Below are 26550 nucleotides of genomic sequence, written 5' to 3' on the forward strand. Positions count from 1 at the left end.
CCGATAGCCACATCTTTCCCATGATCATGAGGTCGAGCGGTGCGGCGGTGGATTGCGCCGGAACGTGGACCGGCCGGCGCACCCGGGCGGCGACACCTTCGAGGCCAGCGTCCGAATTATCGGTCTTGTTCGCTCTGTCAAGGAGCCGTGGAGGCTTTACTACGCGGCCTGGGCCCGGTCCGCGCGCCGGGCTGTGCCCGTCACCGGGCACCCGACGGTGCCTCGCCGCGCTTGCTGGCCGGCCGCGATCCATGATCGTGGGGCCTTCTTCGGCGTCCCGGTCAGGCGTGATGTTCGTTTCGACGTTGTTGCAAGGCCTTGGCAACAGCGGACCGTCGGCAATACGCTCCGCGGAGGAGGAGACACATGCCAGCACTCGCCATGCACATCTCAAACGGGATCATCGACAACCGGGTCGCGCTGCTGTTCGCGGGCGTGGCGCTCGCCGGGCTCGCGCTGTGCTTCGTCATGGGCCGTCGTGAGCTCGACGACCGGCTCGTGCCGATGGCCGGCCTGGTCGCGGCGTTCATCTTCGCCGTGCAGATGCTGAACTTCCAGGTCCTGCCCGGGGTCAGCGGCCACCTGCTCGGCGGCACCCTCGCCGCGATGCTCGTCGGCCCGTACCTCGGCGCGATCTGCGTCACGATCGTCCTGGTCGTGCAGGCTCTGATCTTCAGCGACGGCGGCGTCACCGCGCTCGGCCTCAACATCACCAACATGGCGCTGATCGGCACCGCCGCGGGTTACCTACTGGTGGCCACGCTGCTGCGGGTCCTGCCGCGGCGCGCCTGGGCGCTGACCGCGACCGCACTGGCCGCGTCGATCGTCTCCGTGACGTTCGCCTCGCAGGGTTTTGTGCTGCAGTACGCGATGGGCGGCGCCACCGACGTCGGACGGTCCCTCGGCGGGATCGCCGCGGCGATGGCCGGCACCCATGCGCTCATCGGCATCGGCGAGGGGCTCATCACCGCGATCACGGTGGGCTATGTCGCGAAGGTCCGCCCCGACCTCGTGTACGCCGTGCGCAACCTCCAGCGGGCACCGAGAGAGGCATTCGCGGCATGAGGAAGACGACCTGGTTCATCCTCAGCGGCCTGGTCGCCGCGCTGCTGTTCGCCGGCGTCGTCAGCAACTTCGCCTCGCCCCACCCCGACGGCCTCGACTCGGTCGCACGTGAGGGCTGCACCTTCGACGACGAGGGCCAGATCACCGGCGGCACCTGCATCGCCCGGGGTGAGACCGACAACCAGACGAAGGACAGCCCGCTCGCCGACTACGGCGTGCGCGGCCTCACCAACGACTTCCTGTCGACCGGCACGTCCGGCGTGATCGGGGTGCTGGCCACGTTCGCCCTCGGCGGGGGCGTGTTCTGGCTGCTCAGGGCGGGACGTAAGCGCACGCCCGAGGACCGGGCCGCAGATCTGCCCGAGGAACAGAAGATCTAGTGGGCGCCGGGCACAGCCACGCGCTGTACGTGCACCGAGCCTCCCCGGTGCACGCACTGCCGCCCGAGGTGAAGATCGTCGCCAGCGTGCTGTTCACCGTCGCCGTGGTGGCGACCCCGCGCGAGGCGATCTGGGCGTTCGGCGCATATCTGCTGGTCATCGTCGCGGTCGCGGCCGTCGCCCGGATCGGCCTGGGCTGGCTGGCGCTGCGGTCGCTGATCGAACTGCCGTTCATCCTGCTCGCCTTCGCGCTGCCCTTCCTCGGCACCGGCGAGAAGGTCGACGTCCTCGGCATGAGCGTGTCGCAGGACGGCCTCTACGGCGCCTGGAACATCATCGCCAAGGGCACCCTGGGCGTGCTGTCGTCACTGCTGCTCGCCGGCACCACCACCCCGCGTGACCTGCTGCTCGGCCTGGACCGGCTGCGCTGCCCGCAGTTGGTGACGCAGATCGCCACGTTCATGCTGCGATACCTCGACGTCCTCGCAGAAGAGGCGCGGCGGATGCGGGTGGCGCAGCGCTCCCGTGGCTACGACCCGCGGTTCCTGTGGCAGATCAAGGGCTTCGCGACCGGCGTCGGCGCACTGTTCCTGCGCGCCTTCGAGCGCGGGGAGCGGGTCTACCTCGCCATGGTCTCGCGCGGCTACGAGGGCCGGATCCCGCTCGCGCTGACGGGCACCGGCGCCACCGCGGGCCAGTGGGCGGCCGCGGCCGGCGTCCCCGTCGTCGCGGCCGCGATCGCGACGATAGCGTTGGTCCGGTGATCCCCTCTCTCGAGGTCCGCGACCTGCGGTATGCCTACCCCGACGGCCACGTGGCCCTGCGCGGCGTCGACGTGACCGTGCCGCAGGGCGACCGCGTCGCCGTCCTCGGCCCCAACGGCGCGGGCAAGACCACGCTGGTCCTGCACCTCAACGGCATCCTCCACGCGGACGGGCGCGACGGTAGCGGCGGCGCCGTCACCGTCGCCGGGATGACCGTCGACACGAAGGACCGCGCCTGCCTCAAGGAGATCCGCCGGCGGGTCGGCATCGTCTTCCAGGACCCCGACGATCAGTTGTTCATGCCGACCGTGGGGGAGGACGTCGCGTTCGGCCCGGCGAACCTCGGCCTGCGCGGCGCCGACCTGCGAGAGCGGGTCGACGAGGCGCTCGACGCGGTCGGCATGGGCGAGCACCGCGACCGCGCGCCGCACCACCTGTCCTTCGGCCAGCGCCGCCGGGTGGCGGTGGCGACCGTGCTCGCCATGCGCCCGGAGATCCTGGTCCTGGACGAGCCGTCGTCGAACCTCGACCCCGCGAGCCGTCGTGAGCTGGCCACCATCCTGCGGACGCTGCCGGTTACCGTGCTGATGGTGACGCACGACCTGCCGTACGCGCTGGAGCTCTGCCCGCGCTCGGTCATCCTCGACGCCGGCCGCATCGTCGCCGACGGCCCGACGCGGGAGATCCTCGCCGACGGTGACCTGCTCGCACGGCACCGCCTGGAACTGCCGTTCGGGTATACCGTCACAGCATGAGCGAGTCCGCTTCCTGGACAAGGGTGGACGACGGCCGTTTCCAGATGGACATGCTGACGGCCAGCTATCGGCGGCACGTGTTCACGAAGCACAGCCACGTCACGTTCGCCATCGGGGTGGTCGTCTCCGGTGCGGAACAGTTCCACTACCGCGGCGAGCTGCACCGGGCCGGCGTCGGCAGCCTGGCGATCCTCGAGCCCGACGAGCCGCACGACGGCATGGCCGCCGACGACGAGGAGGGCTGGAGCTACCGGGTGCTGTATCCGAGCGCGGCGATGCTGCTCGACGGCCGCTCGGCCCGCCCCGCCTTCCCGGCGCCGATCGTCCACGATCCGCGCAGCGTGCACCTGATCCGCTCGGCGCACGAGGAGCTCACCGCCGGCGTCGACCCGCTCGCCGCCCACTCGAAGCTCGCGTGGGCGTTCGAGGCCGTCGTCCAGCGGCACGGCCGCGGGCCCGCCGGCCCGAAGGCGCCGTCCGCCTCCGACGCGGCCGCGGCCCGGAAGGTCGCCGAGATCCGCGACCGGCTGATGGCCGACCTGCGCTGCGCGCCCAGCCTGCGGGAGCTGGCCGCGGGCGTCGACCTGTCGCCGTACCACATGCTGCGCGTGTTCCGCGAGGCGACCGGCTTCCCGCCGCACACCTGGCTGGTCCTCGAGCGGGTCTGCAAGGCCCGTCATCTCCTGGCCGCCGGCACCGGCCCGGCCCAGGTCGCCGGCGCCGTCGGCTTCGCCGACCAGGCCCACCTGACCCGTTGGTTCAAGCGGGTGACCGGCGTCACTCCGGCCGCTTTCCGCAACAGCGTTCAAGACCCGGTGCGGCGCGACCCGTGATGCTCGGGTCATGAGTCGTCGTGGATGGATCCTCTTCGTCGCGATGTGCGTCGTCTGGGGCATCCCCTACCTGCTGATCAAGGTCGCGGTCCGTGAGGTCGGGCCGGCCGACCTGGTCTTCCTCCGCACGGCGCTCGGCGCGGTCCTGCTGCTGCCGATCGCGTTGGCCCGCAAGGAGCTGCGCGCCTCGCTGCGCCCCTGGCTGCCGCTGCTGGTCTACACCGCCGTCGAGATCAGCCTGCCCTGGCTGCTGCTGTCCGACGCCGAACGGTACGTCGACAGTTCTTTCACCGGCCTGGTCATCGCCGGCGTGCCGTTGGTCGCCGCGATCTTGGCCCGCCTGACGAACCGCGACGAACAGCTCACCGCCGCCCGGGTCGGCGGCCTCCTGGTCGGCTTCGCCGGGGTGGCGCTGCTGCTCGGCTTCCACGTCGGCGCGGCCGGCCCCGTGCCGATGCTCGAGCTGGTCGGCGTCGTCGTCTGCTACGCCATCGGCCCGCTGGTCATCGAGCGCTGGCTCGCCGACGTGCCCCGCTACGGGGTGGCCGCGGCGTCGCTGGTGGTCGGCGCGGTGATGTTCGCGCCGGTGGCCGTGCCGAACCTGCCGGATCTCGCCCGCACGGTGAGCCCGGCCCCGGCGCTGGCCGTGCTCGGCCTGTCGGTGATCTGCACGGCGCTCGCGTTCGTGCTGTTCTTCGCGCTGGTCGCCGAGGTCGGGGGAGTGCGGGCGACGGTCATCACGTTCGTCAATCCGGCGGTGGCGGTGATCCTGGGCTGGATGGTCCTCGGCGAGGACGTCACGGTCCTGACCGGCGTCGCGTTCGTCCTGATCCTCCTCGGCTCGGTCCTGGCGACCCGCCGCAAGGCGCCCGCCCGCACCCCCGCCACAACCCCCGCCCCGGTCCCGACCCCCTGACACCCCACCCCCACGCACCCCACCCCCACGCACCCCAACCCCGCGCACCCCCCGCGCACCCCACCCCCGTGTCGATCTTGCAGTTGTGGTGCCGTGACACTCCCTAGATGTCGGGTTTGTCAGGCACCACAACTGCAAGATCAACGCGGGGGTGGGGGTGGGGGTGGGTCGGGGTGTGGGTGGGGGTGGGTGGGGGAGGTCAGGGCTTGGTCCACGGGAGGTGGGCGGCTAGCCACTCGTGGAGCCGCGCGACCTGGTCGACGTCGCTGTCGAGCCAACTCACCTGGCCGGTGATGGCGAGGATCGCGAAGACGATCGCGGTGCCGTTGAGCAGCACGCCGAGCGAGCCGAGCCCGCGGCCGGCGACACCGGGACGGGCGCCGGCGACGATGCCGCCGAACGAGAACAGCAGGCCGAGCGCGCCGACGGCGATCGCCCACGGCGCGAGCAGGCCGGTCAGCGCGACCGCCACCCCCGCGACGCCGAGGACGAGGCCGAGGGTCGCCGTCACACTGGCCCGGGCGGGCGCCGGCCGGACCTCGGTCACCGGCGGCGGGGGCGGGCTCACCGGAGCCGGCGGCGCCTCGCGGTCGGTGCTGCGGTCCGGGGCGGTCGTGGTGGCGGTCGTGGTGGCGGTCGTGGTGGTCTCGCGGCGGTCCGCGATCCGGTCGTGGTCCGTGTCGCGGTCGAGAACACCCACCGCGGGGATCCGGCTCGTCCGGTCGGTGCTCTCGAGCCGGTCGTCCACGCCGTCGCGGTCGCGGTCGCGGTCGACGCGCCGCGACGTGGTCGGCTCGAGCCGGTCGTCGATGCCGTCGTGGTCCCGGTCGTGACGCGGTTCGACGTCCGCCGCGTCGCGCGTACGACCGCCGAAAAGCTGCCCGATGCGTGCCACGTGTTCACCTCCAACAGAGCGCCCGGCCCACACGCCGGGGGTCGGAGTGCGGTCATTCGGGCGGATGTCGGATCGATACCCAGCGCAGCGAGGTCTCAATCGGGGGTTAGTCGTTTGGGGGGATATTGCCCGGGTATCTCGGCCTCATGGAGCGAGGAAACACCAAACACGGCGTAGCGCTGGACGACCAGATGCGGTACGAGACGGCAGGCCTCCGGCAGGGCGGCGCGAACGATCCCGAGGAGATCGAGGGCGGCGTCTGGGCAGGCGCCGTCAACACCGCCCGGGCGCCGGGCACGCCGGTCGGGATGAGCCCGCAGGACGTCGAGGCGCGCAGCAACCTGGGCCGGTACATCCCGAAGGCGAGCCTGCCCGGCGATCGGGACGACCTGATCGCGGGCGCCAGCGAGCTGAACGCCCCGGACGAGGTCCTGGCGACGCTGGAGCGCCTGCCGGAGGGTGCGGTCTACGAGACGGTGAACCAGGTCTGGGCCGCGCTCGGCGGCCGCAACGAGGACCCGGCCCACCGTCCCTAGGGGACCTGTCGCAAGAGCTTGTGCTCCTCGACGACCGGCACCGAGAGGGTCTTGTAACCGACCTTCTCGAACAGCACCGTCATCTGCTCGCCCGCGTAGGACAGCACGACGCCCTTGCCCCACTCGCCGTGCCGGACCTCGCTGTGGATCGCGAACGGTACGTCGCCCGCCGCCGCCACCCCGGCGGCGGCGCTGCCGTCCTGGCAGTTGTCGCAGTGGCCGCAGTTCGCCGGGAGGTGCTCCCCGAAGTACGCCAGCAACGTCTGTCCCCGGCACAGCTCGGTCTCGGCGAAGTTGCGCATCATGTCGAGCCGTGACCGGGACACCGTCTGCTGCCGCTCCGCCTGTGCCTCGGCGAGCTCGGCCGCCCGCGCGGGGACGGGTGCCCAGCGGGGCGCCTTGACCTTGCCGCCGTTGAGCCGCTGCGCGCCGCCGACCTCCTCGAGCAGCGTCAGCAGTTGGCCCAGCTTGCGGGTGCCCAGGCCGGTCTTCTCCGCCAACTGGTCCCGCGCCAGCGGCTTGTCCGCCGCGCGCAGGAGCGCGGCGAGGTCCGACACCTCGTCGCGGTCGACCGAGACGTTGGTGAAGAACTTGCGCAGCCCGCTGTCCTCGGTGCGGTGCAGCAGCAGCACGTGCGCCGGTTTGCCGTCACGCCCCGCCCGGCCGATCTCCTGTAGGTAGGAGTCGGGGGAATCGGGCAGCGAGACGTGGTTGACCCACCGGATGTTGGGCTTGTCGATGCCCATGCCGAACGCCGTCGTGGCGACCATGATCGGCACCTCGTCGGCGAGGAAGGCCTCGTGCGCCCGCTCGCGCTCGCCGGCGCTCATCCCGCCGTGGTACGCGACCGCCTCGAACCCCTCCTGCTGGAGCCGCTCGGCCAGTTCCTCGGTGGAGCGGCGGGTCGGTGCGTAGATGATGCCGGGCGGCGCCGACTCGCGCAGCCGCGCCACCAGCCGGCGCCAGCGGGTCTCCTCGTCGGGGCAGTGCACCGACTCCAGGAACAGGTTCGGCCGGTCCAGCCCCCCGACCACGATCTCCGGGTCGCGCATGCCGAGGCGTTCGGCGATGTCCTCCCGTACCGGCGGGGAGGCCGTCGCGGTCAGGGCCACCACCGGCGGCCGGCCGAGCTCGCGGATGAACTGGCCGAGCTGGAGGTAGTCCGGCCGGAAGTCGTGCCCCCACGCCGAGACGCAGTGCGCCTCGTCGACGGCGACCAGGCTCGGCTTCAACGCCTTGATCTGGGCGGCCCGCGCCGGGTCGGCGAACTGCTCCGGCGTCAGGAACACGAACTCCGCGTCGCCGGCGCGCAGCGCCTCCATCGCTTCCGCACGCTCGTTCTTGCCCTCGGCGCTCGACAGCCGCACCGCGACGAGCGACTCGTGGTGCCGCGCGGACAGTGATGCGATCTGGTCCTGCTGGAGGGCGAGCAGCGGCGAGATAACGATCGTCGGCCCGGGCAGCAGCGGCGCCGGCACCTGGTAGATCGCCGACTTGCCGGCACCGGTGGGCAGCACCGCGAGCGTGTCACGGCCCGCCATCAGCGCCTCCATGGCGCGGAGCTGCACGTCCCGCAGCCGCTCCCAGCCGAAGCGCTCCCGCGCGACCCGCCGCAAGTCGTCCGTGACCGTCATGGCCGCCTTCCTATCATCCTCGCCGGCGGCCGAGGCGCTCCGGGCCGGGCTTACGTCGAGGCCTCCGGCGACACTCGACCCGCCGAGCCGAGCGCGCACCTCTCCATTGTCTGATAGGACGGAGGCATGCCTATCGAGACGCAGGGTGTGGTAGCACTCGCCAAGGGTCAACCCGTCAGCCTGGAGACCGTCGTCGTTCCCGAGCCCGGCCCCGGTGAGGCCCGGGTCGAGATCCAGGCATGCGGCGTGTGCCATACGGACCTGCACTACCGTGAGGGCGGCATCAGCGACGACTTCCCGTTCCTGCTGGGCCACGAGGCCGCCGGGATCGTGGAGTCGGTCGGCCCCGGCGTCACCGAGGTGGCCCCCGGCGACTTCGTGATCCTGAACTGGCGGGCCGTGTGCGGACAGTGCCGGGCCTGCCGGCGCGGCCGTCCCTGGTACTGCTTCGACACCCACAACGCGAAGCAGAAGATGACCCTCGCCGATGGCACCCCGTTGTCCCCGGCGCTGGGCATCGGCGCCTTCCTCAAGCACACGCTGGTCGCCGCCGGCCAGTGCACCAAGGTCGACCCCAGCGCCCCCGCGATGGTCGCCGGCCTGCTGGGCTGCGGCGTGATGGCGGGCCTCGGCGCCGCGCTGAACACCGGCGGCGTGACCCGCGGCGACGCCGTGGCGGTCTTCGGCTGCGGCGGCGTCGGCAACGCCGCGATCGCGGGTGCGGCCCTGGCCGGCGCGACGACGATCATCGGCGTCGACGTCGACGTGCGGAAGCTGGCCTGGGCACAGGATTTCGGCGCCACCCATGTGGTGAACTCCCGGGAAAGCGACCCGGTCGCGGCGATCCGCGCCCTGACCAGCGGCTTCGGCGCCGACGTGGTGGTCGAGGCCGTGGGCCTGCCCGAGGTCTACAAGCAGGCGTTCTACGCTCGGGACCTGGCCGGGACGGTGGTCCTGACCGGTGTGCCGCGCCCCGAGATGCGGCTCGAGCTGCCGTTCCTGGACGTGTTCGGCCGCGGCGGCGCGCTGAAGTCGAGCTGGTACGGTGACTGCCTGCCGGCGCGCGACTTCCCCACGATGATCGACTTGTACCTCCAGGGCCGCCTGCCGCTGCAGAAGTTCGTGACGGAGACCGGCGACCTGGGCGACGTCGAGGAAGCGTTCCACAAGATGGAGCGCGGCGAGGTCCTCCGCTCCGTGATCCTGGTCTGACGATCATCGATCGGCGCGGTGCAGCCACAGTTTCCTGGCGGTGGATGGCGGCGGAACGTGCGCCGCTCGGCACGCCTCGACGGCGATGCCTCGCGCGCCCCGCGACCGGATTGTCGGTCTTGTCAGAGCTTGATAGAGGCTGTCGGGCTTGACTTCGCGGCCGTTACTCCCCGGCGCCATGATCGCGGGGCGTTCATGACGCCGCTCGCCCGGGAAGCCGCAGGAACGACTATCGGCGGGGGCTTGTCGGCGATAGGTTCCCGATATATCGTCGAACTATCAACGATGGCTCTAAGTGATAAGGGGGGCGATCATGAGATCGCGACACGGAGCACTTTTCGACGCTGGGACCTGGCAGCGTGGGTTCGGCAGTTTCATCCCGCCGTTCCCGCCCGGAGGGGGCCACGGCTGGGGTCCCGGGCGCGGCCGAGCTGGCGGCTGGGGTCGCGGCCGGGGTGGGCGCCCCAATGTCCGCCAGGCCGTCCTCGCCCTGCTGCACGAGCGGCCGATGCACGGCTACGAGATGATCCAGGAGCTGGAGCAGCGCACCGGCGGCATCTGGCGGCCGAGCCCCGGCTCGATCTACCCGACGCTGCAGATGCTCGAGGACGAAGGGCTCATCGTGGCCGAGGAGAGCGGCGGCCGGAAGCGGTTCGTGCTCACCGACGCCGGCCGGCCCGAGGCCGAGAGCGCCGCGCAGAACGCGCCCTGGCAGGAGTACGGCGACGAGAACGTCTCCCAGGCCCAGGAGTTCCGCGACGCCGCGCTCGGCATCATGGACGCGCTGCGCCAGGTGGGCTTCAACGGTACGAGCGAGCAGCGCGCCCAGGCCCTCGAGGTGCTGACCGAGACCCGCCGCAAGCTCTACGCGATCCTGGCGGACTGAAGCGGACCGAAACGGATCGAAACGTTCCTAAACGGAACGAAAGCGATGAAACGACGCCGGACGGCGCGGACCGCTCACGAGCGCAGGGAAGCGCCGTCCAGGACGCCGTTCGTCGACGTGAGCATCGCGTCGAGGTCGCTCGCGGGCAGCGGCCGTGAGAAGTGGTACCCCTGGGCGAGGTGACAGTCGAGCTCGCGCAGCCGCTCCGCCTGCTCCGGGGTCTCCACCGCCTCCGCGATCGACGACAGCCGCAGGCTGTTGCCCAGCTCCACGATCGCGCGGGTGAACGCCATCTCCTCCGCCATCCCGCCCTCCGGGGTGAAGGCGCGGTCGATCTTCAGGATGTCGACGGGGAGGTGCCGCAGGTACGCCAGGGACGAGTACCCGGTGCCGAAGTCGTCGACGGCGATCCGTACACCTTCGGCACGCACCGTCGACAGCAGGGCCGCGACGTCGTCGGCGTCGGCGGTCGACGAGACGAGGACCGTCTCGGTGATCTCCAGGATGAGCGCCTCGCCGGGCAGGCCCGCCTCGCGCAGCGCGCCGAGGACCACGGACGCGAAGTCGGGCTCGCGGAGCTGGCGGCCGGAGACGTTGACGGTGACCGAGATGCCGAACCGCTCGTACCAGGGCCGCGCGTCCTCGCACGCCTGCCGGAGCACCCAGGCCCCGATCGGGACGATCAGCCCGTACTGCTCGGCGATCGGGATGAACTCGAGGGGCGGCACCGGCCGGCCTCCGGGGCTCCAGCGCAGCAGCGCCTCGACGGCGGTCACGCGGCCCGTCGACAGGTCCACCACCGGCTGGTAGTTGACCACGAACTCGTCCTCGGCCACGGCTCGCCGCAGGTCCGCGGCCAGGCGCATGTGCTCGTGCCGCTCGACCGCCAGGCGCGGCTCGTAGGCGGCGAGCCGGTTCTTGCCGGCCGCCTTCGCCGCGTAGAGCGCCAGGTCGGCGTTGCGCAGCGCCTCGGCGGGCGTGGACGGGGCGCTGAAGTGCAGCGAGCCGATGCTGGTGGTCACGTTCAGCTCGCGCTCGCCGACGGTGTACGGCTGCCCGAGTGCCGCGACGACGGACGCGCCGATGGTCGACAGCCGCGGCGGGCTCACGTCCTCGAGCAGGATCGCGAACTCGTCCCCGCCGAGGCGCACGAGCGTGTCCGAGGTCGACACCTCGCCGAGCAGGCGGGCGGCGACCTCGATGAGCAGCGCGTCGCCGACCGGGTGGCCGAAGGAGTCGTTGACGTCCTTGAAGCCGTCGAGGTCCAGCAGGAGCAGGCCGTGCGAGGAGGTCGTCCGCGCGAGCGCGTGCTCCAGCCGCTCCTGGAGCAGCGCGCGGTTGCCGAGGCCGGTGAGCGCGTCGTGCAGGGCCCGGTGGGTGAGCTGCTGCCGGAGCGTCTCCTGCTCGCGCAGCGCCCCGCCGAGCGTGACGGCCTGCGCGTCGAGGTCGGCGGCGCGCCGGTTCGCGAACTGGACGAGCTGGCTGAGCCGGGCGATCAGCAGCACCGACGTCACCACGGAGGTCGCGAGCGGCACGAGGACCCACCAGCGGGACGGCAGCGGCGACCACACCAGCAGCGTGGTGATCGCCACCACGGGTCCGACCAGGGCCAGGATCGAGTACAGGTACACCCGATGCCGCGGGATCACCTGCTCGTGGCGTTCCGGCCGGCCCGCCGCACCGGCCATCGAGGGGTGCAGGGCGGCGGTGCCGATCAGCGCGTACGCGCAGAGGTACAGCGCGGTCGACATGCCGTCCCCGTACGTCTCGCCGGTCCAGGCGAGCGCGGCGTAGTACACGACGTCACCGGTGATCACCACGCCGAGCGCGCACGCCACCAGCGTGTGCGCGGGGGAGCGCACGCTGCTGGTGAAGATCATTCGCGTGGTCAGCACCACGAGGACGAGGTCGGTGGAGATGTACGTGACGTGGCTCGCCGCGTGCCCCATGTCGACGGGCCGCGCGAACAGCAGCGGGTGCACGATGAACGTCCAGGCCAGCGCGGCCACCCCGGACGCCACGATCCCGGAGTCGATGAACCGCTCGGCGCGCGGCCGCGCCGGGTCGGGCCGCACCCAGGCGAGCGTGCCCAGCGCCATGCACAGGTACCCGCCGAGGAAGGGCAGGTCCTTCCAGGCCGGGACGCCGACCCGGCCGGTGACGAGGTATTCCGCCGCGTAGCCCGCGGCGGCGGCCACCGAGCACCAGATGGCCGCGGTGAACAGCAGCCAGCTCCGCCGGTCCGCGGGCCGGTACCGGCGGATTCCGGCGCCGAGCACGACGGCCGCGGACACGCCGACGAGCGTGTAGAGGCCCTGTCGGGGAACCACCGGCAGGAACCCGCCGATCGCGACCACCCCGAGGCCGAGGGTCGCGTACCAGCGCCAAGCGGTCATCGGGCTCCCTGTCGCTTGTTCGGATGATCTGCAGATCGGCAGGCGGGGCCGGAAGCTGAGCCGGGGCCATGATGGTGAGGTTGGTGAACGTGTCCATGGGTAGGGAGGCGCGATGAAGGTCGCACTGCTCGGGCCGATCGCCTGGCGGACACCGCCCCGGGCGTACGGCCCGTGGGAACAGATCGTCTCCCTGCTCGCCGAGGGGCTGGTCGCGCGCGGTGTCGACGTGACCCTGTTCGCGAGCCTCGACTCGGTCACCGCCGCGCGGCTCGACGGGGTCGTCGAACGGCCGTACAACGAGGACAGCGGCTACGACGGCCGGGTCTGGGAGGCGATCCACGTCGCGCACTGTTACGCCCGCAGCGGCGAGTTCGACCTCGTGCACAACAACCTCGACTGGCTGCCGCTCGCGATGAGCGACTTCTGCCGCACCCGCCTCGTCACCACCGTGCACGGCTTCTGCTCGCCGGCGATCCTGCCGGCCTACCAGCGCGCCGACTCGGCGTTCGTGTCCATCTCCGACGCCGACCGCGGGCCCGGCCTCGACTACGCGGCCACCATCTACCACGGCATCGACGTGGGACAGTTCCCGCTCGTCGCGGCGCCGGGCGAGACACTCGTCGCGTTCGGGCGGATCCACCCGGACAAGGGCACGGCCGACGCCATCCGGATCGCCCGCGCGGCCGGCCGGCGGCTGCTCATCTGCGGCCCCGTGCACGACGAGCGGTACCACGCCGAGGAGGTCCTCCCGCTCGTGGACGGCGACACCGTCGTCTACGGCGGAAACGTGGGGCCGCGGCAGCGCGCCGAGATCCTCGGCAACGCGGCGGCGCTGCTGCACCCGATCGGCTTCGCCGAGCCGTTCGGGCTGTCCGTCGTGGAGGCGATGGCCTGCGGCACCCCGGTCGTCGCCTATCCGCTGGGATCGATGCCCGAGGTGGTCGACCAGGGCGTGACGGGCTTCCTGGCGACCTCGGTCGCCGACGCCGTGGCGATCCTCGACGACGCGCTCAAGCTGGACCGCGCCCAGGTGCGCGCCCGCGCCGTCGAACGCTTCTCGGCCGATCGCATGGTCGACGACTACCTGCGCCTCTACGAGCGACTGCTCCGGTAAATCCCCTCAAGGCCCTCCGCGCCCGGCCGAACGTTCACAGTGTGCGGCGCCCGCGGTTCTACAACGCGGTAACGCGGGACGGCTCGGCTCCGGCAGCGACGTGGCAGGCTGCCGGAGCCGACGCCATCCAGCGGTGTGTGATCGAGATCTGGCGCTGCGTCATCACATGCCTCTAAGCTCTCCGGCGGAGGCAAACTGTGAGTGGTGCCGATATCACTGACCGGCTGGACGAGGTCGAGCAACGCATCCACGCGTGGGACTTCACCGGCGCCCGGGACGCGGTCCAGGCGGTGCTGGACGATCCGGCGCTCGGCGACGCCGACCGGCTCACCGCGCGGCGCCTGCTCGCCGAGGTGCTCCGCGAGCTCGGCGACCTCGTCGCCGCCTACGACCTGGCGGAGGCCGTCGCCGCGCAGGCCGAGCGGATTCACGGCCCCGGCGACCCGGTCACCGTGCACGCGCTGGCGGTCCTCGCCGCCGTCCGGCACGACTACGACGAGTGGGACGCGGCCGAGCGGCTGTACCACCGCGTGCTGGACAGCGGCGTCGAGGAGGGTGGCGCGGAGCCGGTGAGCCGCGCGGTGCGGCTGGCGCGAGCCAACCTGGCGCTGCTCCAGCGCGACCGGGGCGACCACGCGCTCGCTCTGGTGATGCTCAACGCCGCGTACGTGGTGCACCGCCGCGAGTACGGCGCGGAGGACCTCGACACGATCCGCATCGCCGCCGAACTAGCCGCGCTGCACCACGCCTGCGGCGACGCGGTCGCGGCCCGGCGCCTGTTCACGCTGGCCCACGCGGCGGCCCGCGCCCGGCTGGGTGTCCGCCACCCCTTCACCCGCGCCGTCGAGTGGGAGCTGGCCGCCGTCGAGCCCCCGATGCCCCCCACCCCCTCCAGCGTTGATCTTGCAGTTGTGGTGCCCGAACACGCCCCGGATGTCCCGGTTCGGGAGGAACCACAAGTGCAAGATCAACGCGGGGGAGGGGTGCGGGTGCGGGTGCGGCTGCGGGTCTGCGTTGTCGGGGCCGTGGTCGTCGTGGCGGGTTTGCTCGCCGTCTGGGGGCGGTACGGCGCGTCGGATCCGGGGATTCCCGTGGCGGGCGGGTCGGTGATCCGGGATCTGCGCCTCCAGGACCGGGGGGACTCCCTCGCGGTCACCTGGACGGACCCGCACTCGGCGGCGGTCGTGGCACTGTCGCGGGCCGGGGCGCCGGCCGTGGTGCTCGCCACCGTTCCCGCGGGCACCAGCTCGTACGTCGTCCGGGACGTCGAACCGGGGGTTGCCTACTGCGTGGTCGTGGGCCCGGTCGACGAGACGCTGGCGATGACCGCCACGGCCTCCGTGTGCACGGGCGCTCGCTGACGGGCGGCCGTGGGCTCGGGCGGTGCGGCGTAAGGTTTTGCCGGTATAGTCCGCCCGGTGCGACTCACTGACCGGGGGCTCAACCGCATGCCCCGACCGTTGGCGAGGACGCTGCGCAAGCACCGCGAGTTGGTGAAGTTCGCCATCGTCGGCGGGTTCTGCTATGCGGTCACGCTCGTGGTGAACTACGGGCTGCGCCTGACCGTGCTGGAGAGGAAGCCGGTCACCGCGCTGATCATCGCCAACGTGGTCGCCTCGGTGGTCTCCTACTTCCTGAACCGGGAGTGGTCGTTCCGCACCAGGGGCGGTCGCCGGCGGCACCACGAGATGCTGCTGTATCTGCTGATCAACGGAGCCGGCGTCGCGGTCAACGCGGCGCCGTTGTTCGTCGCGCGGTATGTCTTCGGGCTCCAGCACCCGGCCGTGAGCGGCCTGGCGGAGGAGGTGTCCGACTTCGCGTTCGGCATGGTGCTCGGCACCGCGCTGGCCATGCTGTTCCGCCTGTGGGCCTACCGCACGTGGGTCTTCCCGCACGACGACGTCCGCCCGGCCCCGGACCGCTCCGAGGTCCACGCCCAGACGGCTCCGGCGTCCCCGCTGGCCACCGACTCCCCGGGCGCCTGACGCGCGGCTCGGCCCCCGCTCGTCAGGGGAACGGGAGGTGGTCGGCGTCCGGCTCGGCCGGGGAGCCGAGCATCTCGTGCACGCCGGCCACGCGGAGCTGGCGGTGCACGAACGGACTCGCCCGGTGGATGATCACCCGGACGCCCTCGGCGCCGGCCTCCCGCTGGGCGCCCACCAGGGCGCCGACCGCGGCCGAGTCCAGGAATGTCACCAGGCCCAGGTCGACCCGCAGGGTGCTGGGGCGGCGCCGGGTGGCGGCTGCCACGATCTCCTGACGCAGCGTGTCCGCGTTGCTGTGGTCGACCTCGCCACGGACCGACACCACGGTCGAACCGTCCATGGTCACGTTGACCGTCACCGACATCGACATCGCGCCCCCCAGTGCTGCCACCCCCGCCACAGCATAGGAGCACGGTGACGACACCGCAGCCGGTGGGGCGCCCGTGTCACCCGGCCCGGGGCGGCGGGCCGCCGGCGATGTGGTCGGGACAGTGCAGGCGCAACTGACGGTAACCGAAGGGTGCGTCGACGAACCAGCAGTGGTGCGGGTTCTCGGTGCCCGGGTGGCGGTACCCGTCGAAGAACCGGCACGACAGGCACATCTTCGTCACCGGGATACCGCCCTCCTGCTGGAGCAGGCCGATCTTCGCGGTGACCAGCCGGAGCAGCCGCTGCTGGGTCTTGTCGTCGAGGTCCTCGACGTGGCCGAGCAGCGACTCCGCCCAGTTGCCGGGGGCGGGTGTGGTGGCCAGGCCGCGTTCGGTGGCGGCGACCCGCATGTCCCGTGCGGCGTATGACGGCGCGGGACGCATCTCCACCAGGCCCTCGGCGATCAGCGGGGAGACGATCGCCATCGTCACCGCCACCGTGGCGCCGAGCTCGGCGGCCAGGTCGGAGAGCCGGTACTCGCGGTCGCGGCGCCCGAGCAGCAACATGACCTGGTGGTAGGCGGGTGGCAGCCCGTGGTCGGGCGCCGGCCCGTCGGGCGGAGCCATCACGGCCACCCGGACCAGCCCGGCGACAAGCTTCTGGGCCTGTGCTTCCAGCGTCACGGCGACCTCCGCCCCACTTCGGGCCGGGCGCACGGCCGAATGGCCGCAAGCCTGCTGGATTGCACAGTAGACCCGTACGTCGATCAACAGGAGACCTGTCGCCGGTTTCCTGGCCGAGGCCGGAAACCGGCGCTCACCCGATGGAGGTACCCGACAAATACGAAAAGTCGGAAAAGGGGGTTTAGCTGGCGTAGGCTACGCGAGCCGAACAGGTGCGGACGGAGGTGCCCCATGGGTGCAAGGCGGTTGGTCGCGACGGCCGCGATGCTGGTGGCGTCGGTCGCGGCGGTGGACGTGGCAGCGGCCGCGCCGGCCCTCGCCACCGGACAGGACCGTGCCTCCGGGGGCGGACCGGGCTGGCTCCCGGCGGACGTCAAGCGGGTCGTGACCGTCGTGCGGCCCACCCAGCTCGTGCTCACCGTCGCGAAGGGGGAGCAGGGCCGGCCCTCACAGCGGCGCGCGGTGCTCACCTGCTCACCCGCCGGCGGCACGCACAAGCAGGCCCGCGACGCGTGCGCCGAGCTCACCGAGGTCGGCGGCGACTTCGCGAAGCTCCGGGTCGGCGACGGCGCTTGCACGATGCAGTACGACCCGGTGACCGTGACCGCCGTCGGCCGCTGGAAGGGCCGGCAGATCGACTATCGGCAGACGTTCGGCAACCGCTGCACCCTGGCGATGAACACCGGCCACGTGTTCAGCCTCTGAACACGTCCAGCGACTTGAACCGGTGGTTCGGGAAGATCGCCCCCGAGTCCGCCACGTTGAACCGCTTCTTGAGCATCTCGGCGAGGACGTCCCGGTAGTCGTTGGCGCCCGCCACGTCGCCCTGGTCGAGCGCCGACTGGGACAGGCCCGGCCAGTTGCCGTGGACCTTGCCGCCGTTGAGCCCGCCGCCGAGGAGCAGCATCGCGTTGCCGTGGCCGTGGTCGACGCCGACGTTGCCGTTCTCCTGCACCCGCCGGCCGAACTCGCTCATCGTTACGATCGTCGTCTGGTCGAGCAGCGGCCCGAGGTCGGTGGCGAAGGCGCCGATCGCCTGGGAGAGGTTGCCCAGCGAGCTGCGCATGTCGCCGCCGTCGACCCGGCCGAGGTTGGTGTGCATGTCCCAGCCGCCGACGTCGAGCGCCGCCACCCGCAGGCCCACGCCGGCCTTGATGAGCTGCGCGATGTCGCGCAGCCGGTCGGCGAACCCGCCGCCGGGGTACTGGACACCCTCCGCCGGACGGTACTGCGTGTTCGCGATCTTCTGCGCCGTGGTGATCGCCTGGATGGTGTTGCCGGCGGTCTGCGCGAGGGGATGGTCCAGTCCCGTGTAGAGCGTCTTGAGCGCCTCCATCGTCTGGCCGCGCATGGCGTCGTTGTCGATCCGGAAGTCCCGGATGCCGTTGAGCACGATCGCCTGTTCGGCGCCGACGAGCGAGCGCGGCAGCGCGGAGCCCTGCGCGATGGCCCGGAAGGTGGTGCCCGGCCCCATCTGGGCGAGTACCCGGTCGAGCCAGCCGGTGCGCACCGCGACCGACGCCGCGCCGCGCTCCAGGGCGTCCTGCGCCTGGAAATGGCTGCGGCTCGCGTCGGGGGAGGCGACCGCGTGCACCGCCGCCATCTGCCCCTTCTGCCAGAACGGGAACAGCGGCTGCATGGCCGGGTGCAGGCCGAAGCCGCGGCCGGCGGGCAGTGTCGCCGCCATCGGCACGGCGATGTTCGGCCGCAACTGCCGGTAGTTGGGGTCGTCGGCCGGCGCGACCAGCGACAGGCCGTCCACGCCGCCGCGCAGGAAGATGACGATCAGCGTGCTCTTGACGTCCTCCGGCGCGGCGAACGCGACCCGGCCGGTCACGAGCTGGCCGCCGAGCGCGGCGACGCCGACGAAGCCGGCGCCCTGCACCAGCCGGCGCCGCGTGAAGCCCTGGCTCCACCGGGCCCGCTCGGCGGCCAGCTCGTCCCGGATCTGCTCGGCTCCGACGCGGATCGCGGCCTCGCACAGGTTGGGGCCGTGCCGCCGCAGCTCCGCCAGGTTCGGCGGCCGGCGCTCGCCCTCGGGCAGGGAAGAAGGATCGCTGATCATGACCTCACCGCAGCGCGTGGTAGATGGAGTCGAGGACCAGCGGGGCCAGGTTGGGCAGCTTGCCGCCGAGGTTGGGGTCGGTGACCCGGGTTTCCGGCCGCGCGCCCAGGAACTTGATCAGCGCGTCCCGCTCGGCCGGCTTCATCGGCTGGAAGATCAGCCGGTTGCACAGGACGTCGAGGTAGGTCGCCAGCGTGGCCGCCGGCTGGGCCACCAGCGTGTCGGCCTTCGGGTTGGACAGGCCCTTCCACTGGCCCTGGACGAACGCGCGGTGCGCGTTCCAGGTCTCGAGCATGCCGGCCGCCGAGCTCCACGCGGTCGCCACGTCGGGGTAGCCGTCCGGCGGCTCCCAGCCCAGCGGCGGCTGGCCCAGCTTGCGCGTGAAGCTGTAGAGGTCATCGAGGGCCCTGGCCATGTCGCTGCCCGGCTTGGTGCCGACGACCCGGGCGGTCGCGACGAAGTTCTCCAGCGGCCGGCGGGTCTTGAGCCCGGCGGCGATCCAGAACTCCAGCGACCGGAACAGCACCTTGAGCACCGGCACGACGGCCGAGCCGCTCTCCTGGTACGTCTTGGCGAGCCGGTCCACCAGCGCCTGCGGCGGCGTGTCGCACACGAAGCGGACCGCGAGCTTGCGGGCGATGTAGCGCGCCGTCGACGGGTGCGTGGCGAGGTACATCAGGTAGGCGTCGCCGACGGCCAGGCCGTCCTTGGCGGACTTGTTGGCATGCTGGAACCCCAGCACCTTCACGGCACCCGTCCAGTGGCGGCCCTGGTCGTACTTGAAGGTGCCGTCCCGCGCCGCCGTGCGCCCGGTCATCAGGTAGGCCGAGTTGCGCACGTCCTTCTCGGTGTAGCCGCCGTCGATCCCGACGGTGTGCAGTTCGAGCAGCTCCCGGCCGTAGTTCTCGTTGACGTTCCGCCGGTCCGACGACGTGTTGTCGAGGTACCGCATCATCGCCGGATCCCGCGCGGACGCGATGAGCATGTCGGAGAACTTGCCCAGGGCGTGCTTGCGGATGACGTTGACGTCGTAGGGCACCCGGGTGTCCCAGCCGCCGTCGAAGGGGCTGGTGATGTTGAGGTGGTTGTTCCAGAAGTCGACCATGACCTCGAACAACTGGCGCGTGCTCCAGATCTGGCGGGCGATGACGGCGCGGCTCAGCTCGTTCATCGCCTTGTTGTCGTACTCCTTGACCGCGGCGCGGATGTCGGCGGCGCCGGCCATCGTGGCCGTCGGGGTGGCCTTGAGCGCGGCGTCGGCGACCGGGTCCGGGAGGTTCGCCGGGTCGAGCTGCTGGTCGAGCCACGCGTCGATGCCTAGCTGCTTGACCGCGGCGATGTCGGCCTGGGTCGGCCCGAACGTGCAGCGGCGCAGGAGGTGCAGCACCGGGTCACGGTTGAGCGGCGACGGGAACCGGGGCGTGGCGCGCATGGCGGCCACCGCGGCGGCGGACGGGGTGTCGGCCAGACCCGACGCGCCCAGGTCGTTGAGGTCGCCCTGCCCGCTGGTGTAGCTGCTGTCGCGGTTGGAGAAGGAGCCGGCCTCCTGGGGCGAGACGTTGCCGCCGCCGTTGCCGGTCTTCACGAAGTCGTCGCCGTCCGTCTCGGGACGGCCGAGCACGGCGGCCGCCCCCGAGCCCAGTCCGCCGATCGCGACGGCGCCGCCGCCGAGGGCCATGAGCGCCTGCCGGCGGTTGCGCGTCAGCTCGTGCAGTGCCGGGCGGCCGGCGCGCAGCCAGGCGGGTGCCGGGCCGCCGGGGCCGCGGCGCGGCTGGATGGCGGCGGTCTCGTCGTCCTGTGCCGTCTGCTTGTCGCGCAGCACCCGGGGGAGGGGAAACTCGCCCGTGTAATCGGCGAACAACGCGCCCTTGGACTTCTTGGGCGCGTCCGCCGACGAGGGGTCGTCCGAGAAGAGCCGCTCCGGCATTCCTGGCTACCACCTTCTGCGCGGTGACGAGGTACTGCGCCGGACAAGAACCCTAGTGAGCACGCTCTTCGCCCTCAAGCCGGGAAACGTGGGCGGAGTTCAACTCTGTCTTTGTTTTTGCTTAAGCGGATTCGTCAATACGGATGGCTACCCAAAGTTACCTCTTCCCTACGTAGCGCTGAAAGGTGTACGCATAAGTGAGGCGACGGTGGGGGAGGCATTGGGTGGAGGTCATCGGTGGCACGCCGGTCCGCCGCCGCCGTGGGGTCCGGCTCGCCGACCTCCCCGTCGCGGGCAAGCTCGGCCTCGTCCTCCTCGTGCCGCTGCTCGGCCTGCTGGGCCTGATCGGCGTCGCGGCCGCCGTCGCCGCGGATCGGGCCGGTCGCGCGGGTGACCTGCGCGGCGTGACCGCTGCCGCGGCCGCGGCCGAGCGGGTCACCGACGGCCTCCAGAAGGAGCGTTTCCTCGCCGCGGCACGAAGCGCGGCCTCGGGAACCGCGGCCACCGCGATCCCGGGAACCGCGGCCTCGGGGGACCCGGCTCCGGGAGACACGCCCTCCGGAGGCGTCGCCACGGCCGGCCCGGCCGCCGGGAGCGCGGGCGGTGCCAGCACGAGTGCCGCGGCGGAGCGCGACACCGACGCCGCGGTGGCCCGGTTCCGGGGCGCCGTGACCCGGCTTGCCGCGAGCGACCCGGCCCGCCCGTCGCTCGACCGGATCAGCGCCGGGCTCGACGGGCTCGGGCCGCTGCGCGCCCGGGTCGCCGGCGGAGTGTCCGACCGGCTCGACCTGTTCCGGTACGACCAGCTCGCCGCCGACCTGATCGCGTTCCGGCAGAGCGTCGCCGACCGGCCCGCACCCGCGGCCGTGCGCACGGCGGCCCGGGCCGCCGGCTGGCTCGCCGCCGCCCGCGAGGAGCTTGCCCTGTGCCAGGTCGCGGTGGTCCACGGCGTCGCCACCCCGGCCCACCAGCAGGCGGTGATCGCACACCGCGCCACGCACCTCGACGCGCTGCGCCGCTTCTCGGCCGACGCCCCGCCGCAGTGGCGGGCCGCGCTCGACCGCGTGCCGTCGGCCGCCGGATCGGCCGCCGTCGACCAGGCACTGCTGCGATCGGAGCCGGCCCCGGACTTCATCGCGCTCGCCCTGGCCCACCTCGACGGCCTGCGTGCCGTCGCCGGCCTCGTCGACGCCGATCTCACCCGGCTCGTCGCCGACGTCCGCGCCGCGCGGCAGCGCATCATGGCCGGCGGTGCCGTGCTGATGCTGGCGATCGTCGCCGGCTCGGTCTGGCTCGCCGTGGCGGTGGGCCGGTCGACGAGCCGGTCGCTGCGCGCGCTGCGGGCCGGAGCGCTCCGGGTGGCGTACGAGCGGCTGCCGCAGACCGCCGGCGCCCTGCGCGACGCCGACGCCGCCACCGCGTACGAGCTCGCCGCTCAGCAGGCCGGCATGACGGAGATACCGGTCGCGGGGCGGGACGAGATCGGCCGGGTCGCCGAGGCGTTCGACGCCGTGCGGCGCGAGGCGGTGCGCGCCGTCGCGGAGCAGGCCGCGCTGCGCGCCGGCACGTCCGCCGTGCTGGTCGACCTGGCCCGGCGCGGCCGGCGGCTCGCCGACGCGCTGCTCGAGCGCATCGATGCCGCCGAGCGCGACGAGGCCGATCCCGGCCGGCTGGCCGAGCTGTTCGGCTTCGACCACCTCGCCACCCGCATCCGGCACGGCAACCAGAGCCTGCTGGTGCTCGCCGGGGCCGACACCGCCCGTGCGCACCCGCGCCCGGTCCCGCTGGTCGACGTGTTGCGGGCCGCCCAGTCGCAGATCCTCGACTACGCCCGGGTGGACTTCGGCCGGGTCGACGGCGACGTCGCGCTCGCGCCGGAGGCCGTCGACGGGGTCGTGCACCTGCTCGCCGAGTTGCTCGACAACGCCACCCGCAACAGCCCGCCCGACCGGCCGGTGCTCGTCGACGGGTGGCGCACCGGCGACGGCACCCTGATCGAGGTGGCCGACCGCGGCCCCGGCCTCGACGCGGACCGGCTGGCCGAGCTCAACCGCCGCCTCGACGAGCCGCCACCGCTCGGCGTCGCCGATCCGGGGTGCACGGGCCTCGTTGTCGTGGCACGGCTCGCGGCCCGCTACGGCCTCGGCGTGACGCTGCGACCGGGACGGGTCGACGGCCTCGTCGCGGTCGTGCGGCTGCCGGGTGAGCTCACCCACGCCGCCGAGCCGGTGCCGATCGTGCCCACTGGGGCGCGGCTGGTGCTGCCCCGGCCGCTGGAGCGCAGTCCCGCCCTGCCCGGCGCGGAGCCGGTCGACGTCCCCGCCCGGCGTGCCGCGGGCGCGGTGCCGGTGATCCCCGGCCCGGCCGCGGGGCCCGTCGTGCGGCCGGACGGTCCCACGGTGGAGGCCGAGGCGGAGGCGGTACGGGAGCTGCTGTCGACCTATCAGCACACCTTCGGAAGATTCGGCTCCGCGCGACGGGTCAGCGTCGCCGAGAAGGCCGCCGACAACACGGAAGGAACCTCCGCGACATGACTCCGAGCACGGGGCTCGACGTGCTGCTGAGCGGCCTCACCCGGCGGGTGCCCGGGATCCGCCACACGGTGGCCGTCTCCGGCGACGGACTGCTCGTCGCCGCCTCCGAGGAACTGCCCCCCGAGCGGGCCGACCAGCTCGCCGCCATGGTCGCCGGTGCGGTGTCGCTGGCACACGGCGTGTCGGCGTGCACGGCGGGCGGTCCGGTCCTGCGCACCATCGTGGCGATGGGGCGCAGCCTGCTGCTGGTCATGGCACTGGGTGACGGCGAGTCGCAGGCCAGCCTCGCCACGCTGGCCGAGCCCGACTGCGACATCGGCGAGGTGGCCTTCCAGATGTCGGGGCTGGTCGCCGAGGTCGGCACGGCACTGATCCCGTCGAGCCGGTAAGTGCCCGCGGGCGGCTACGACAACCCGATGTCGTGGTCGTCCTTGACCTTGCTGTCGTCGCGCAGCGGCACGAAGGGCTCCTCGTCGGCGGGCAGGCCGCGCTCGATGGCCCGGCCGCGCTCCAGCTCGGCGTCGAACTCCGCGCCCAGCAGGATCGCGATGTTGGAGATCCACAGCCAGACCAGGAACGCGATGATGCCGCCGAGCGTGCCATAGGTCTTGTTGTACGACGAGAAGTTCGACACGTAGATCGCGAAGGCGCCGGACGCCACCAGCCAGATGAACACCGCCAGCACGCCGCCGGGGGTGATCCACCGGAACCCGGACTGCCGCGCGTTCGGCGCCGCCCGGTAGAGGATCGCCAGGATCAGCATGACCACCACCAGCAGCACCGGCCACTTGGCGATGTCCCACACCCGGACCGCCTGGCTCGACAGCCCGATCCAGCCGCCGGCCTGCTCGGCGAACCTGCCGGTGAAGACGACGCTCAGCGCGGCGAGCGCGATCAGCGCGCCCACGACCATCGTGATGCCCAGCCGGATCGGCAGCACCTTCCAGATCGGGCGACCCTCCGGCACGTCGTAGATCGCGTTGGCGGCCCGGATGAACGCCCCGACGTAACCGGAGGCGGTCCAGATCGCACCGAGCAGACCGACGATCGCCAGGATGCCGGCCGAGCTGGAGCCACGCTTCAGCTCGTCGACGGCGCCGCTCACCGGACCCGCGATGGAGCCGGGGAACAGCGCCTGGGTGCTCCGCAGTACCGCGTCCTGCGTGGTGTCGGTCAGGAGCATCCCCGACACCGACAGCAGCACCAGGATGCCGGGGAAGATGGACAGGACGCCGTAGTACGTCAGGGCGGCGGCCCAGTCGGTGAGGTTGTCGTTGTTGAACTCCTTGACGGTGCGCTTGAACACCTCGACCCAGGAGCGTTTCGTCAACTGCGTCGGCTTTTCGGGCGCGCCTTCGAGCTTCGGGTCCTCAGTCATCACACGCCACCTCATCCGCCGGGGTCGGTACGCTTTCTATGCCCGGCGAAACTGGGGGGTTAACGTTCCGGTGCGACCCTTCCGGCCCTTACCAGCGCCAGTCGCACCATGTCGACCAGTTCGGTGGCGCGGAAGGGCTTGGCGATGACCGACGCCTCGGGGCCGAGCTCGACGACGGCGGCGTCGAAGTAGGGCAGCCCGGACATGTACATGATCATCGCGTCCGGGCACGTGGCGCGGACCGTTCCGGCGACCTGCACGCCGGAGCCGTCGTCGAGCTTGAGATCGGTGATCGCCAGGTCGATGCCCTTGGGGTGCTCGGCGCACAGCCGCTCGGCACCGGCCAGCCCGGAAGCGGTCAACACCTCGGCGCCGGCGCGGCTGAGCACCCGGCGGACGATCTCACACAGGTCCGGCTCGTCGTCTACGACCAGGATGCGCAGGTGCTCGAGCATGTCCCCACGATAAGCCGCCGACCGGGTGAAATCCGGAGCTTGCGCAGGCTGCGGCCTAGTTCGCGTCACTCACCGGGCTCGTCGGCGGGACGCGCGGCGCGGTGCGCGGCGCGGTGCCCGGCCGGATCCGCCGGCGGCTGAAGCCGAGGAACGCCACCAACAGGCACGCCACGACGAGCACCACCGCGGCGAAGGTCCACCAGGCCGGCGGGCCCGACTTCGGCTCGGGCAGCAGCGCCCCCGGATCGGCGGACGGGCCGGTGCGGAGGTCGGCCGGCGCGGCGGCCACGCTCGTCCCGACCGGCGCCGCCGTCTCGGCCGGGCCGCGGGTGGCGTCGGCGCTCGGGCTCTTGCTGCCGGCGGACCTGCCCGGCTTCGCGCCGGTGGTCACCGTGAAGGAGAAGCTGCCGTGGCTCGCGCGGCCCGCGGTGCTGGTGGTCGAGTAGGACACGGTGTAGCGACCGGCCGCGCCGTCCGGCACCGACACCACGACTCTCGCCATCTCGTTGCGGACCGTCAGGCCGCCCAGCTCGACCGCCGCGCCGGACGGGTCGGTCAAGGTGACCTGCCCCTCGATGAGGGTCTCGTTGAAGTGCAGCTCGAGCTGCCGGGGCAGGTGCGCGACGTGCGTCTCGGCGGCCGGGTCGCTGCTGACCAGGGACAGCCGCGGGACGTATGCGGACGCGTTCGCCGCGAATGCCAGGACGCTGAGCAATCCGGCAACGGCGGCGAACCGCGACGACCACCGGCGCCCGGTGGCCGCGAGCCTGTTCACTAATCGCCCGGTCATGGGCGGAAACGATAGTGCATTGACCGATCGCGGTGCGGATAGCGGGTGCTAGCGTGCCGTTTCATGGCTGCCAGGTGGCGTGAACTGTTGCAAATCGACCGCCCTCCGGCACCCACTCCGGCCAGCCGTCGTCTACGCCGCCTCATATTGATCACCGCCGTCGTGGCTGTGGTCGTGGACGTCGTCAATCTGGAGTATTCGGCGGAGGCGGGATTCGGCCTCGCCGTCCGTACCGTCTGGGCGATGCTGCGCGCATTGGGCTTTTTGTTCCTGATGCGCGAGGTACGGTTCGGCCGGCTCACCGCCCGCCCGTTCGGGCTGATCCTGACGGTCACCACGATCTTCGCCTCGGCCCGGCTCGTGCAACCCCGCGCGGACGGCCTGCTGCCGCCATGGCCGGTGATCGCGGGGCTGCTGGTCGTCGCCGTGCTGTGCGTGGCGATCGTCTGGTACCTGTTCCGCTCGCCCGCCATCGAGGCGCACCTCAGCCGCCGCGCGCCCCGGCGGCCGATCCCGCCCTGGGCGCTCACCGCCCGGGTCGCCGCCCTGTCCTACTCGGCACTGCTGTTCGTGCCCTGCCTGGTCGCGCTGGGCTCATTGTTCGACACGCCGCGCCGGCCGCCGGAGATCGCCGTGCCGCTGGTGCTCTCCTGGTTCGTGCTCGCCCTGGTGGTCGGCTTCGTCGCCGGCGTGATCAGCTTCGTGACGCTCTTCGGCCACGCGTGGGCCCGTGTGCTGCTGGCCATGGTCAGCGTCTTCGTCATGGTGGTGCAGCCGGTCCTGTGCTGGCTGCTGCTCGGCGTCGACGGGCTCCTCCGCGACGGCGTCCCGCTGGTGCTGGCCGCGCTGCTGTGCCTCTACGGGCTGGCGAGGTCCCGGGCCGGCGCCTCGGCGTGAGCACCTGGAGCGGAACGCGGCTGCCCGCGAGGTCCACCCGGCCCCCGAGGACCTCACCGCGCTGGCGCCGGCGGGGCCCGC

The 26550-nt window shown here is 72.3% G+C and carries 26 protein-coding genes; 16 read left to right on the forward strand and 10 right to left on the reverse strand.

The window, feature by feature from the left end; genetic code table 11:
- The first annotated feature begins 366 nt into the window (after positions 1–366).
- Genes Drose_RS10280 through Drose_RS10305 form a run of 6 tightly spaced genes read left to right on the forward strand, consistent with a single transcriptional unit; the run spans position 367 to position 4713 of the window.
- Positions 367–1065, forward strand: a complete 699-nt coding sequence (locus tag Drose_RS10280; RefSeq protein WP_260727941.1) for an energy-coupling factor ABC transporter permease — start codon at positions 367–369, stop codon at positions 1063–1065.
- Positions 1062–1445: a PDGLE domain-containing protein gene (locus tag Drose_RS10285; protein ID WP_260727942.1), complete on the forward strand. Its 384-nt coding sequence runs from the start codon at positions 1062–1064 to the stop codon at positions 1443–1445. The genes Drose_RS10280 and Drose_RS10285 overlap by 4 nt, the downstream gene beginning before the upstream one ends.
- Complete coding sequence (cbiQ, locus tag Drose_RS10290; protein WP_260727943.1) at positions 1445–2209, forward strand: cobalt ECF transporter T component CbiQ; 765 nt, start codon at positions 1445–1447, stop codon at positions 2207–2209. The genes Drose_RS10285 and cbiQ overlap by 1 nt, the downstream gene beginning before the upstream one ends.
- On the forward strand, positions 2206–2964 hold the full coding sequence (locus Drose_RS10295; RefSeq protein WP_260727944.1) for an energy-coupling factor ABC transporter ATP-binding protein: 759 nt from the start codon (positions 2206–2208) through the stop codon (positions 2962–2964). Before cbiQ ends, Drose_RS10295 begins: the two co-directional genes overlap by 4 nt.
- Positions 2961–3797: an AraC family transcriptional regulator gene (locus Drose_RS10300; RefSeq protein ID WP_260727945.1), complete on the forward strand. Its 837-nt coding sequence runs from the start codon at positions 2961–2963 to the stop codon at positions 3795–3797. Before Drose_RS10295 ends, Drose_RS10300 begins: the two co-directional genes overlap by 4 nt.
- Positions 3798–3807: 10 nt before the next feature.
- The gene (locus Drose_RS10305) at positions 3808–4713 is read left to right on the forward strand and encodes a DMT family transporter (RefSeq protein ID WP_260727946.1); all 906 of its coding nucleotides are present in this window, start codon (positions 3808–3810) and stop codon (positions 4711–4713) included.
- 199 nt (positions 4714–4912) lie between these two features.
- On the opposite strand, the gene Drose_RS10310 is transcribed toward Drose_RS10305, so the two are convergent.
- Positions 4913–5608, reverse strand: a complete 696-nt coding sequence (locus tag Drose_RS10310; protein ID WP_260727947.1) for a hypothetical protein — start codon at positions 5606–5608, stop codon at positions 4913–4915.
- 146 nt (positions 5609–5754) lie between these two features.
- Here Drose_RS10310 and Drose_RS10315 point away from each other — a divergent pair, with 146 nt between their 5' ends.
- Entirely contained in the window at positions 5755–6144 is a 390-nt protein-coding gene (locus Drose_RS10315) for a DUF2795 domain-containing protein (protein ID WP_260727948.1), read from the forward strand.
- Here the strand turns inward: Drose_RS10315 and Drose_RS10320 are convergent.
- Positions 6141–7778, reverse strand: a complete 1638-nt coding sequence (locus tag Drose_RS10320; RefSeq protein WP_260727949.1) for a RecQ family ATP-dependent DNA helicase — start codon at positions 7776–7778, stop codon at positions 6141–6143. The two genes, Drose_RS10315 and Drose_RS10320, sit on opposite strands and share 4 nt — an antisense overlap.
- Before the next feature lie 126 nt (positions 7779–7904).
- On the opposite strand from Drose_RS10320, the gene Drose_RS10325 reads away from it, so the two are divergent.
- Both Drose_RS10325 and Drose_RS10330 read left to right on the forward strand, forming a co-directional pair.
- Positions 7905–8990 (forward strand): S-(hydroxymethyl)mycothiol dehydrogenase, encoded by a 1086-nt coding sequence (locus Drose_RS10325; protein ID WP_260727950.1) that lies wholly within the window; start codon positions 7905–7907, stop codon positions 8988–8990.
- A gap of 313 nt (positions 8991–9303) precedes the next feature.
- On the forward strand, positions 9304–9876 hold the full coding sequence (locus Drose_RS10330; protein WP_260727951.1) for a PadR family transcriptional regulator: 573 nt from the start codon (positions 9304–9306) through the stop codon (positions 9874–9876).
- A gap of 74 nt (positions 9877–9950) precedes the next feature.
- Here the strand turns inward: Drose_RS10330 and Drose_RS10335 are convergent, their stop codons facing one another.
- Positions 9951–12272 (reverse strand): putative bifunctional diguanylate cyclase/phosphodiesterase, encoded by a 2322-nt coding sequence (locus tag Drose_RS10335; protein WP_260727952.1) that lies wholly within the window; start codon positions 12270–12272, stop codon positions 9951–9953.
- Positions 12273–12384: 112 nt separating this feature from the next.
- On the opposite strand from Drose_RS10335, the gene Drose_RS10340 reads away from it, so the two are divergent.
- From Drose_RS10340 to Drose_RS10350, 3 genes are all read left to right on the forward strand, one after another.
- Positions 12385–13386 carry a glycosyltransferase family 4 protein gene (locus Drose_RS10340; protein ID WP_260727953.1) on the forward strand — a complete coding sequence of 334 codons (1002 nt, stop codon included), beginning with the start codon at positions 12385–12387 and terminating at the stop codon, positions 13384–13386.
- 197 nt (positions 13387–13583) lie between these two features.
- Positions 13584–14747 (forward strand): tetratricopeptide repeat protein, encoded by a 1164-nt coding sequence (locus tag Drose_RS10345; RefSeq protein ID WP_260727954.1) that lies wholly within the window; start codon positions 13584–13586, stop codon positions 14745–14747.
- A gap of 57 nt (positions 14748–14804) precedes the next feature.
- The gene (locus Drose_RS10350) at positions 14805–15371 is read left to right on the forward strand and encodes a GtrA family protein (protein ID WP_260727955.1); all 567 of its coding nucleotides are present in this window, start codon (positions 14805–14807) and stop codon (positions 15369–15371) included.
- A 22-nt stretch (positions 15372–15393) separates the two neighbouring features.
- Here Drose_RS10350 and Drose_RS10355 read toward each other — a convergent pair whose 3' ends face one another.
- The gene (locus Drose_RS10355; RefSeq protein ID WP_260727956.1) at positions 15394–15762 is read right to left on the reverse strand and encodes an STAS domain-containing protein; all 369 of its coding nucleotides are present in this window, start codon (positions 15760–15762) and stop codon (positions 15394–15396) included.
- Positions 15763–15817: 55 nt separating this feature from the next.
- On the reverse strand, positions 15818–16423 hold the full coding sequence (locus Drose_RS10360) for a MarR family winged helix-turn-helix transcriptional regulator (protein ID WP_260727957.1): 606 nt from the start codon (positions 16421–16423) through the stop codon (positions 15818–15820).
- Between the two features lie 231 nt (positions 16424–16654).
- Here Drose_RS10360 and Drose_RS10365 point away from each other — a divergent pair, with 231 nt between their 5' ends.
- The gene (locus Drose_RS10365) at positions 16655–17128 is read left to right on the forward strand and encodes a subtilase-type protease inhibitor (protein ID WP_260727958.1); all 474 of its coding nucleotides are present in this window, start codon (positions 16655–16657) and stop codon (positions 17126–17128) included.
- Here Drose_RS10365 and Drose_RS10370 read toward each other — a convergent pair.
- Positions 17118–18488: a DUF1501 domain-containing protein gene (locus Drose_RS10370; RefSeq protein ID WP_260727959.1), complete on the reverse strand. Its 1371-nt coding sequence runs from the start codon at positions 18486–18488 to the stop codon at positions 17118–17120. The two genes, Drose_RS10365 and Drose_RS10370, sit on opposite strands and share 11 nt — an antisense overlap.
- A 4-nt stretch (positions 18489–18492) precedes the next feature.
- Complete coding sequence (locus Drose_RS10375; protein WP_260727960.1) at positions 18493–20415, reverse strand: DUF1800 domain-containing protein; 1923 nt, start codon at positions 20413–20415, stop codon at positions 18493–18495.
- A gap of 224 nt (positions 20416–20639) precedes the next feature.
- Between Drose_RS10375 and Drose_RS10380 the strand changes: the two genes are divergently transcribed.
- The gene (locus tag Drose_RS10380) at positions 20640–22949 is read left to right on the forward strand and encodes a sensor histidine kinase (protein ID WP_260727961.1); all 2310 of its coding nucleotides are present in this window, start codon (positions 20640–20642) and stop codon (positions 22947–22949) included.
- Positions 22946–23338 carry a roadblock/LC7 domain-containing protein gene (locus Drose_RS10385; RefSeq protein WP_260727962.1) on the forward strand — a complete coding sequence of 131 codons (393 nt, stop codon included), beginning with the start codon at positions 22946–22948 and terminating at the stop codon, positions 23336–23338. The genes Drose_RS10380 and Drose_RS10385 overlap by 4 nt, the downstream gene beginning before the upstream one ends.
- A gap of 14 nt (positions 23339–23352) precedes the next feature.
- Here Drose_RS10385 and Drose_RS10390 read toward each other — a convergent pair whose 3' ends face one another.
- Genes Drose_RS10390 through Drose_RS10400 form a run of 3 tightly spaced genes read right to left on the reverse strand, consistent with a single transcriptional unit; the run spans position 23353 to position 25572 of the window.
- Positions 23353–24327 carry a YihY/virulence factor BrkB family protein gene (locus Drose_RS10390; protein WP_260727963.1) on the reverse strand — a complete coding sequence of 325 codons (975 nt, stop codon included), beginning with the start codon at positions 24325–24327 and terminating at the stop codon, positions 23353–23355.
- 59 nt (positions 24328–24386) lie between these two features.
- The gene (locus tag Drose_RS10395) at positions 24387–24782 is read right to left on the reverse strand and encodes a response regulator (protein ID WP_260727964.1); all 396 of its coding nucleotides are present in this window, start codon (positions 24780–24782) and stop codon (positions 24387–24389) included.
- A gap of 55 nt (positions 24783–24837) precedes the next feature.
- On the reverse strand, positions 24838–25572 hold the full coding sequence (locus Drose_RS10400; protein WP_260727965.1) for a copper resistance CopC family protein: 735 nt from the start codon (positions 25570–25572) through the stop codon (positions 24838–24840).
- Between the two features lie 162 nt (positions 25573–25734).
- Here Drose_RS10400 and Drose_RS10405 point away from each other — a divergent pair, with 162 nt between their 5' ends.
- On the forward strand, positions 25735–26469 hold the full coding sequence (locus Drose_RS10405) for a hypothetical protein (RefSeq protein ID WP_260727966.1): 735 nt from the start codon (positions 25735–25737) through the stop codon (positions 26467–26469).
- Positions 26470–26550 lie beyond the last annotated feature (81 nt).

Source organism: Dactylosporangium roseum (assembly GCF_025264685.1).
Classification (GTDB): Bacteria; Actinomycetota; Actinomycetes; order Mycobacteriales; family Micromonosporaceae; genus Dactylosporangium; species Dactylosporangium roseum.

What these genes read in the sequence shown, in the direction of transcription:
- Drose_RS10280 (WP_260727941.1), top strand. Translation starts at nt 367, where the DNA reads ATGCCAGCACTCGCCATGCACATCTCAAACGGGATCATCGACAACCGG.
- Drose_RS10285 (WP_260727942.1), top strand. Translation starts at nt 1,062, where the DNA reads ATGAGGAAGACGACCTGGTTCATCCTCAGCGGCCTGGTCGCCGCGCTG.
- Drose_RS10300 (WP_260727945.1), top strand. Translation starts at nt 2,961, where the DNA reads ATGAGCGAGTCCGCTTCCTGGACAAGGGTGGACGACGGCCGTTTCCAG.
- Drose_RS10305 (WP_260727946.1), top strand. Translation starts at nt 3,808, where the DNA reads ATGAGTCGTCGTGGATGGATCCTCTTCGTCGCGATGTGCGTCGTCTGG.
- Drose_RS10315 (WP_260727948.1), top strand. Translation starts at nt 5,755, where the DNA reads ATGGAGCGAGGAAACACCAAACACGGCGTAGCGCTGGACGACCAGATG.
- Drose_RS10320 (WP_260727949.1), bottom strand. Translation starts at nt 7,778, where the DNA reads ATGACGGTCACGGACGACTTGCGGCGGGTCGCGCGGGAGCGCTTCGGC.
- Drose_RS10325 (WP_260727950.1), top strand. Translation starts at nt 7,905, where the DNA reads ATGCCTATCGAGACGCAGGGTGTGGTAGCACTCGCCAAGGGTCAACCC.
- Drose_RS10330 (WP_260727951.1), top strand. Translation starts at nt 9,304, where the DNA reads ATGAGATCGCGACACGGAGCACTTTTCGACGCTGGGACCTGGCAGCGT.
- Drose_RS10335 (WP_260727952.1), bottom strand. Translation starts at nt 12,272, where the DNA reads ATGACCGCTTGGCGCTGGTACGCGACCCTCGGCCTCGGGGTGGTCGCG.
- Drose_RS10340 (WP_260727953.1), top strand. Translation starts at nt 12,385, where the DNA reads ATGAAGGTCGCACTGCTCGGGCCGATCGCCTGGCGGACACCGCCCCGG.
- Drose_RS10365 (WP_260727958.1), top strand. Translation starts at nt 16,655, where the DNA reads ATGGGTGCAAGGCGGTTGGTCGCGACGGCCGCGATGCTGGTGGCGTCG.
- Drose_RS10370 (WP_260727959.1), bottom strand. Translation starts at nt 18,488, where the DNA reads ATGATCAGCGATCCTTCTTCCCTGCCCGAGGGCGAGCGCCGGCCGCCG.
- Drose_RS10375 (WP_260727960.1), bottom strand. Translation starts at nt 20,415, where the DNA reads ATGCCGGAGCGGCTCTTCTCGGACGACCCCTCGTCGGCGGACGCGCCC.
- Drose_RS10385 (WP_260727962.1), top strand. Translation starts at nt 22,946, where the DNA reads ATGACTCCGAGCACGGGGCTCGACGTGCTGCTGAGCGGCCTCACCCGG.
- Drose_RS10390 (WP_260727963.1), bottom strand. Translation starts at nt 24,327, where the DNA reads ATGACTGAGGACCCGAAGCTCGAAGGCGCGCCCGAAAAGCCGACGCAG.
- Drose_RS10395 (WP_260727964.1), bottom strand. Translation starts at nt 24,782, where the DNA reads ATGCTCGAGCACCTGCGCATCCTGGTCGTAGACGACGAGCCGGACCTG.
- Drose_RS10400 (WP_260727965.1), bottom strand. Translation starts at nt 25,572, where the DNA reads ATGACCGGGCGATTAGTGAACAGGCTCGCGGCCACCGGGCGCCGGTGG.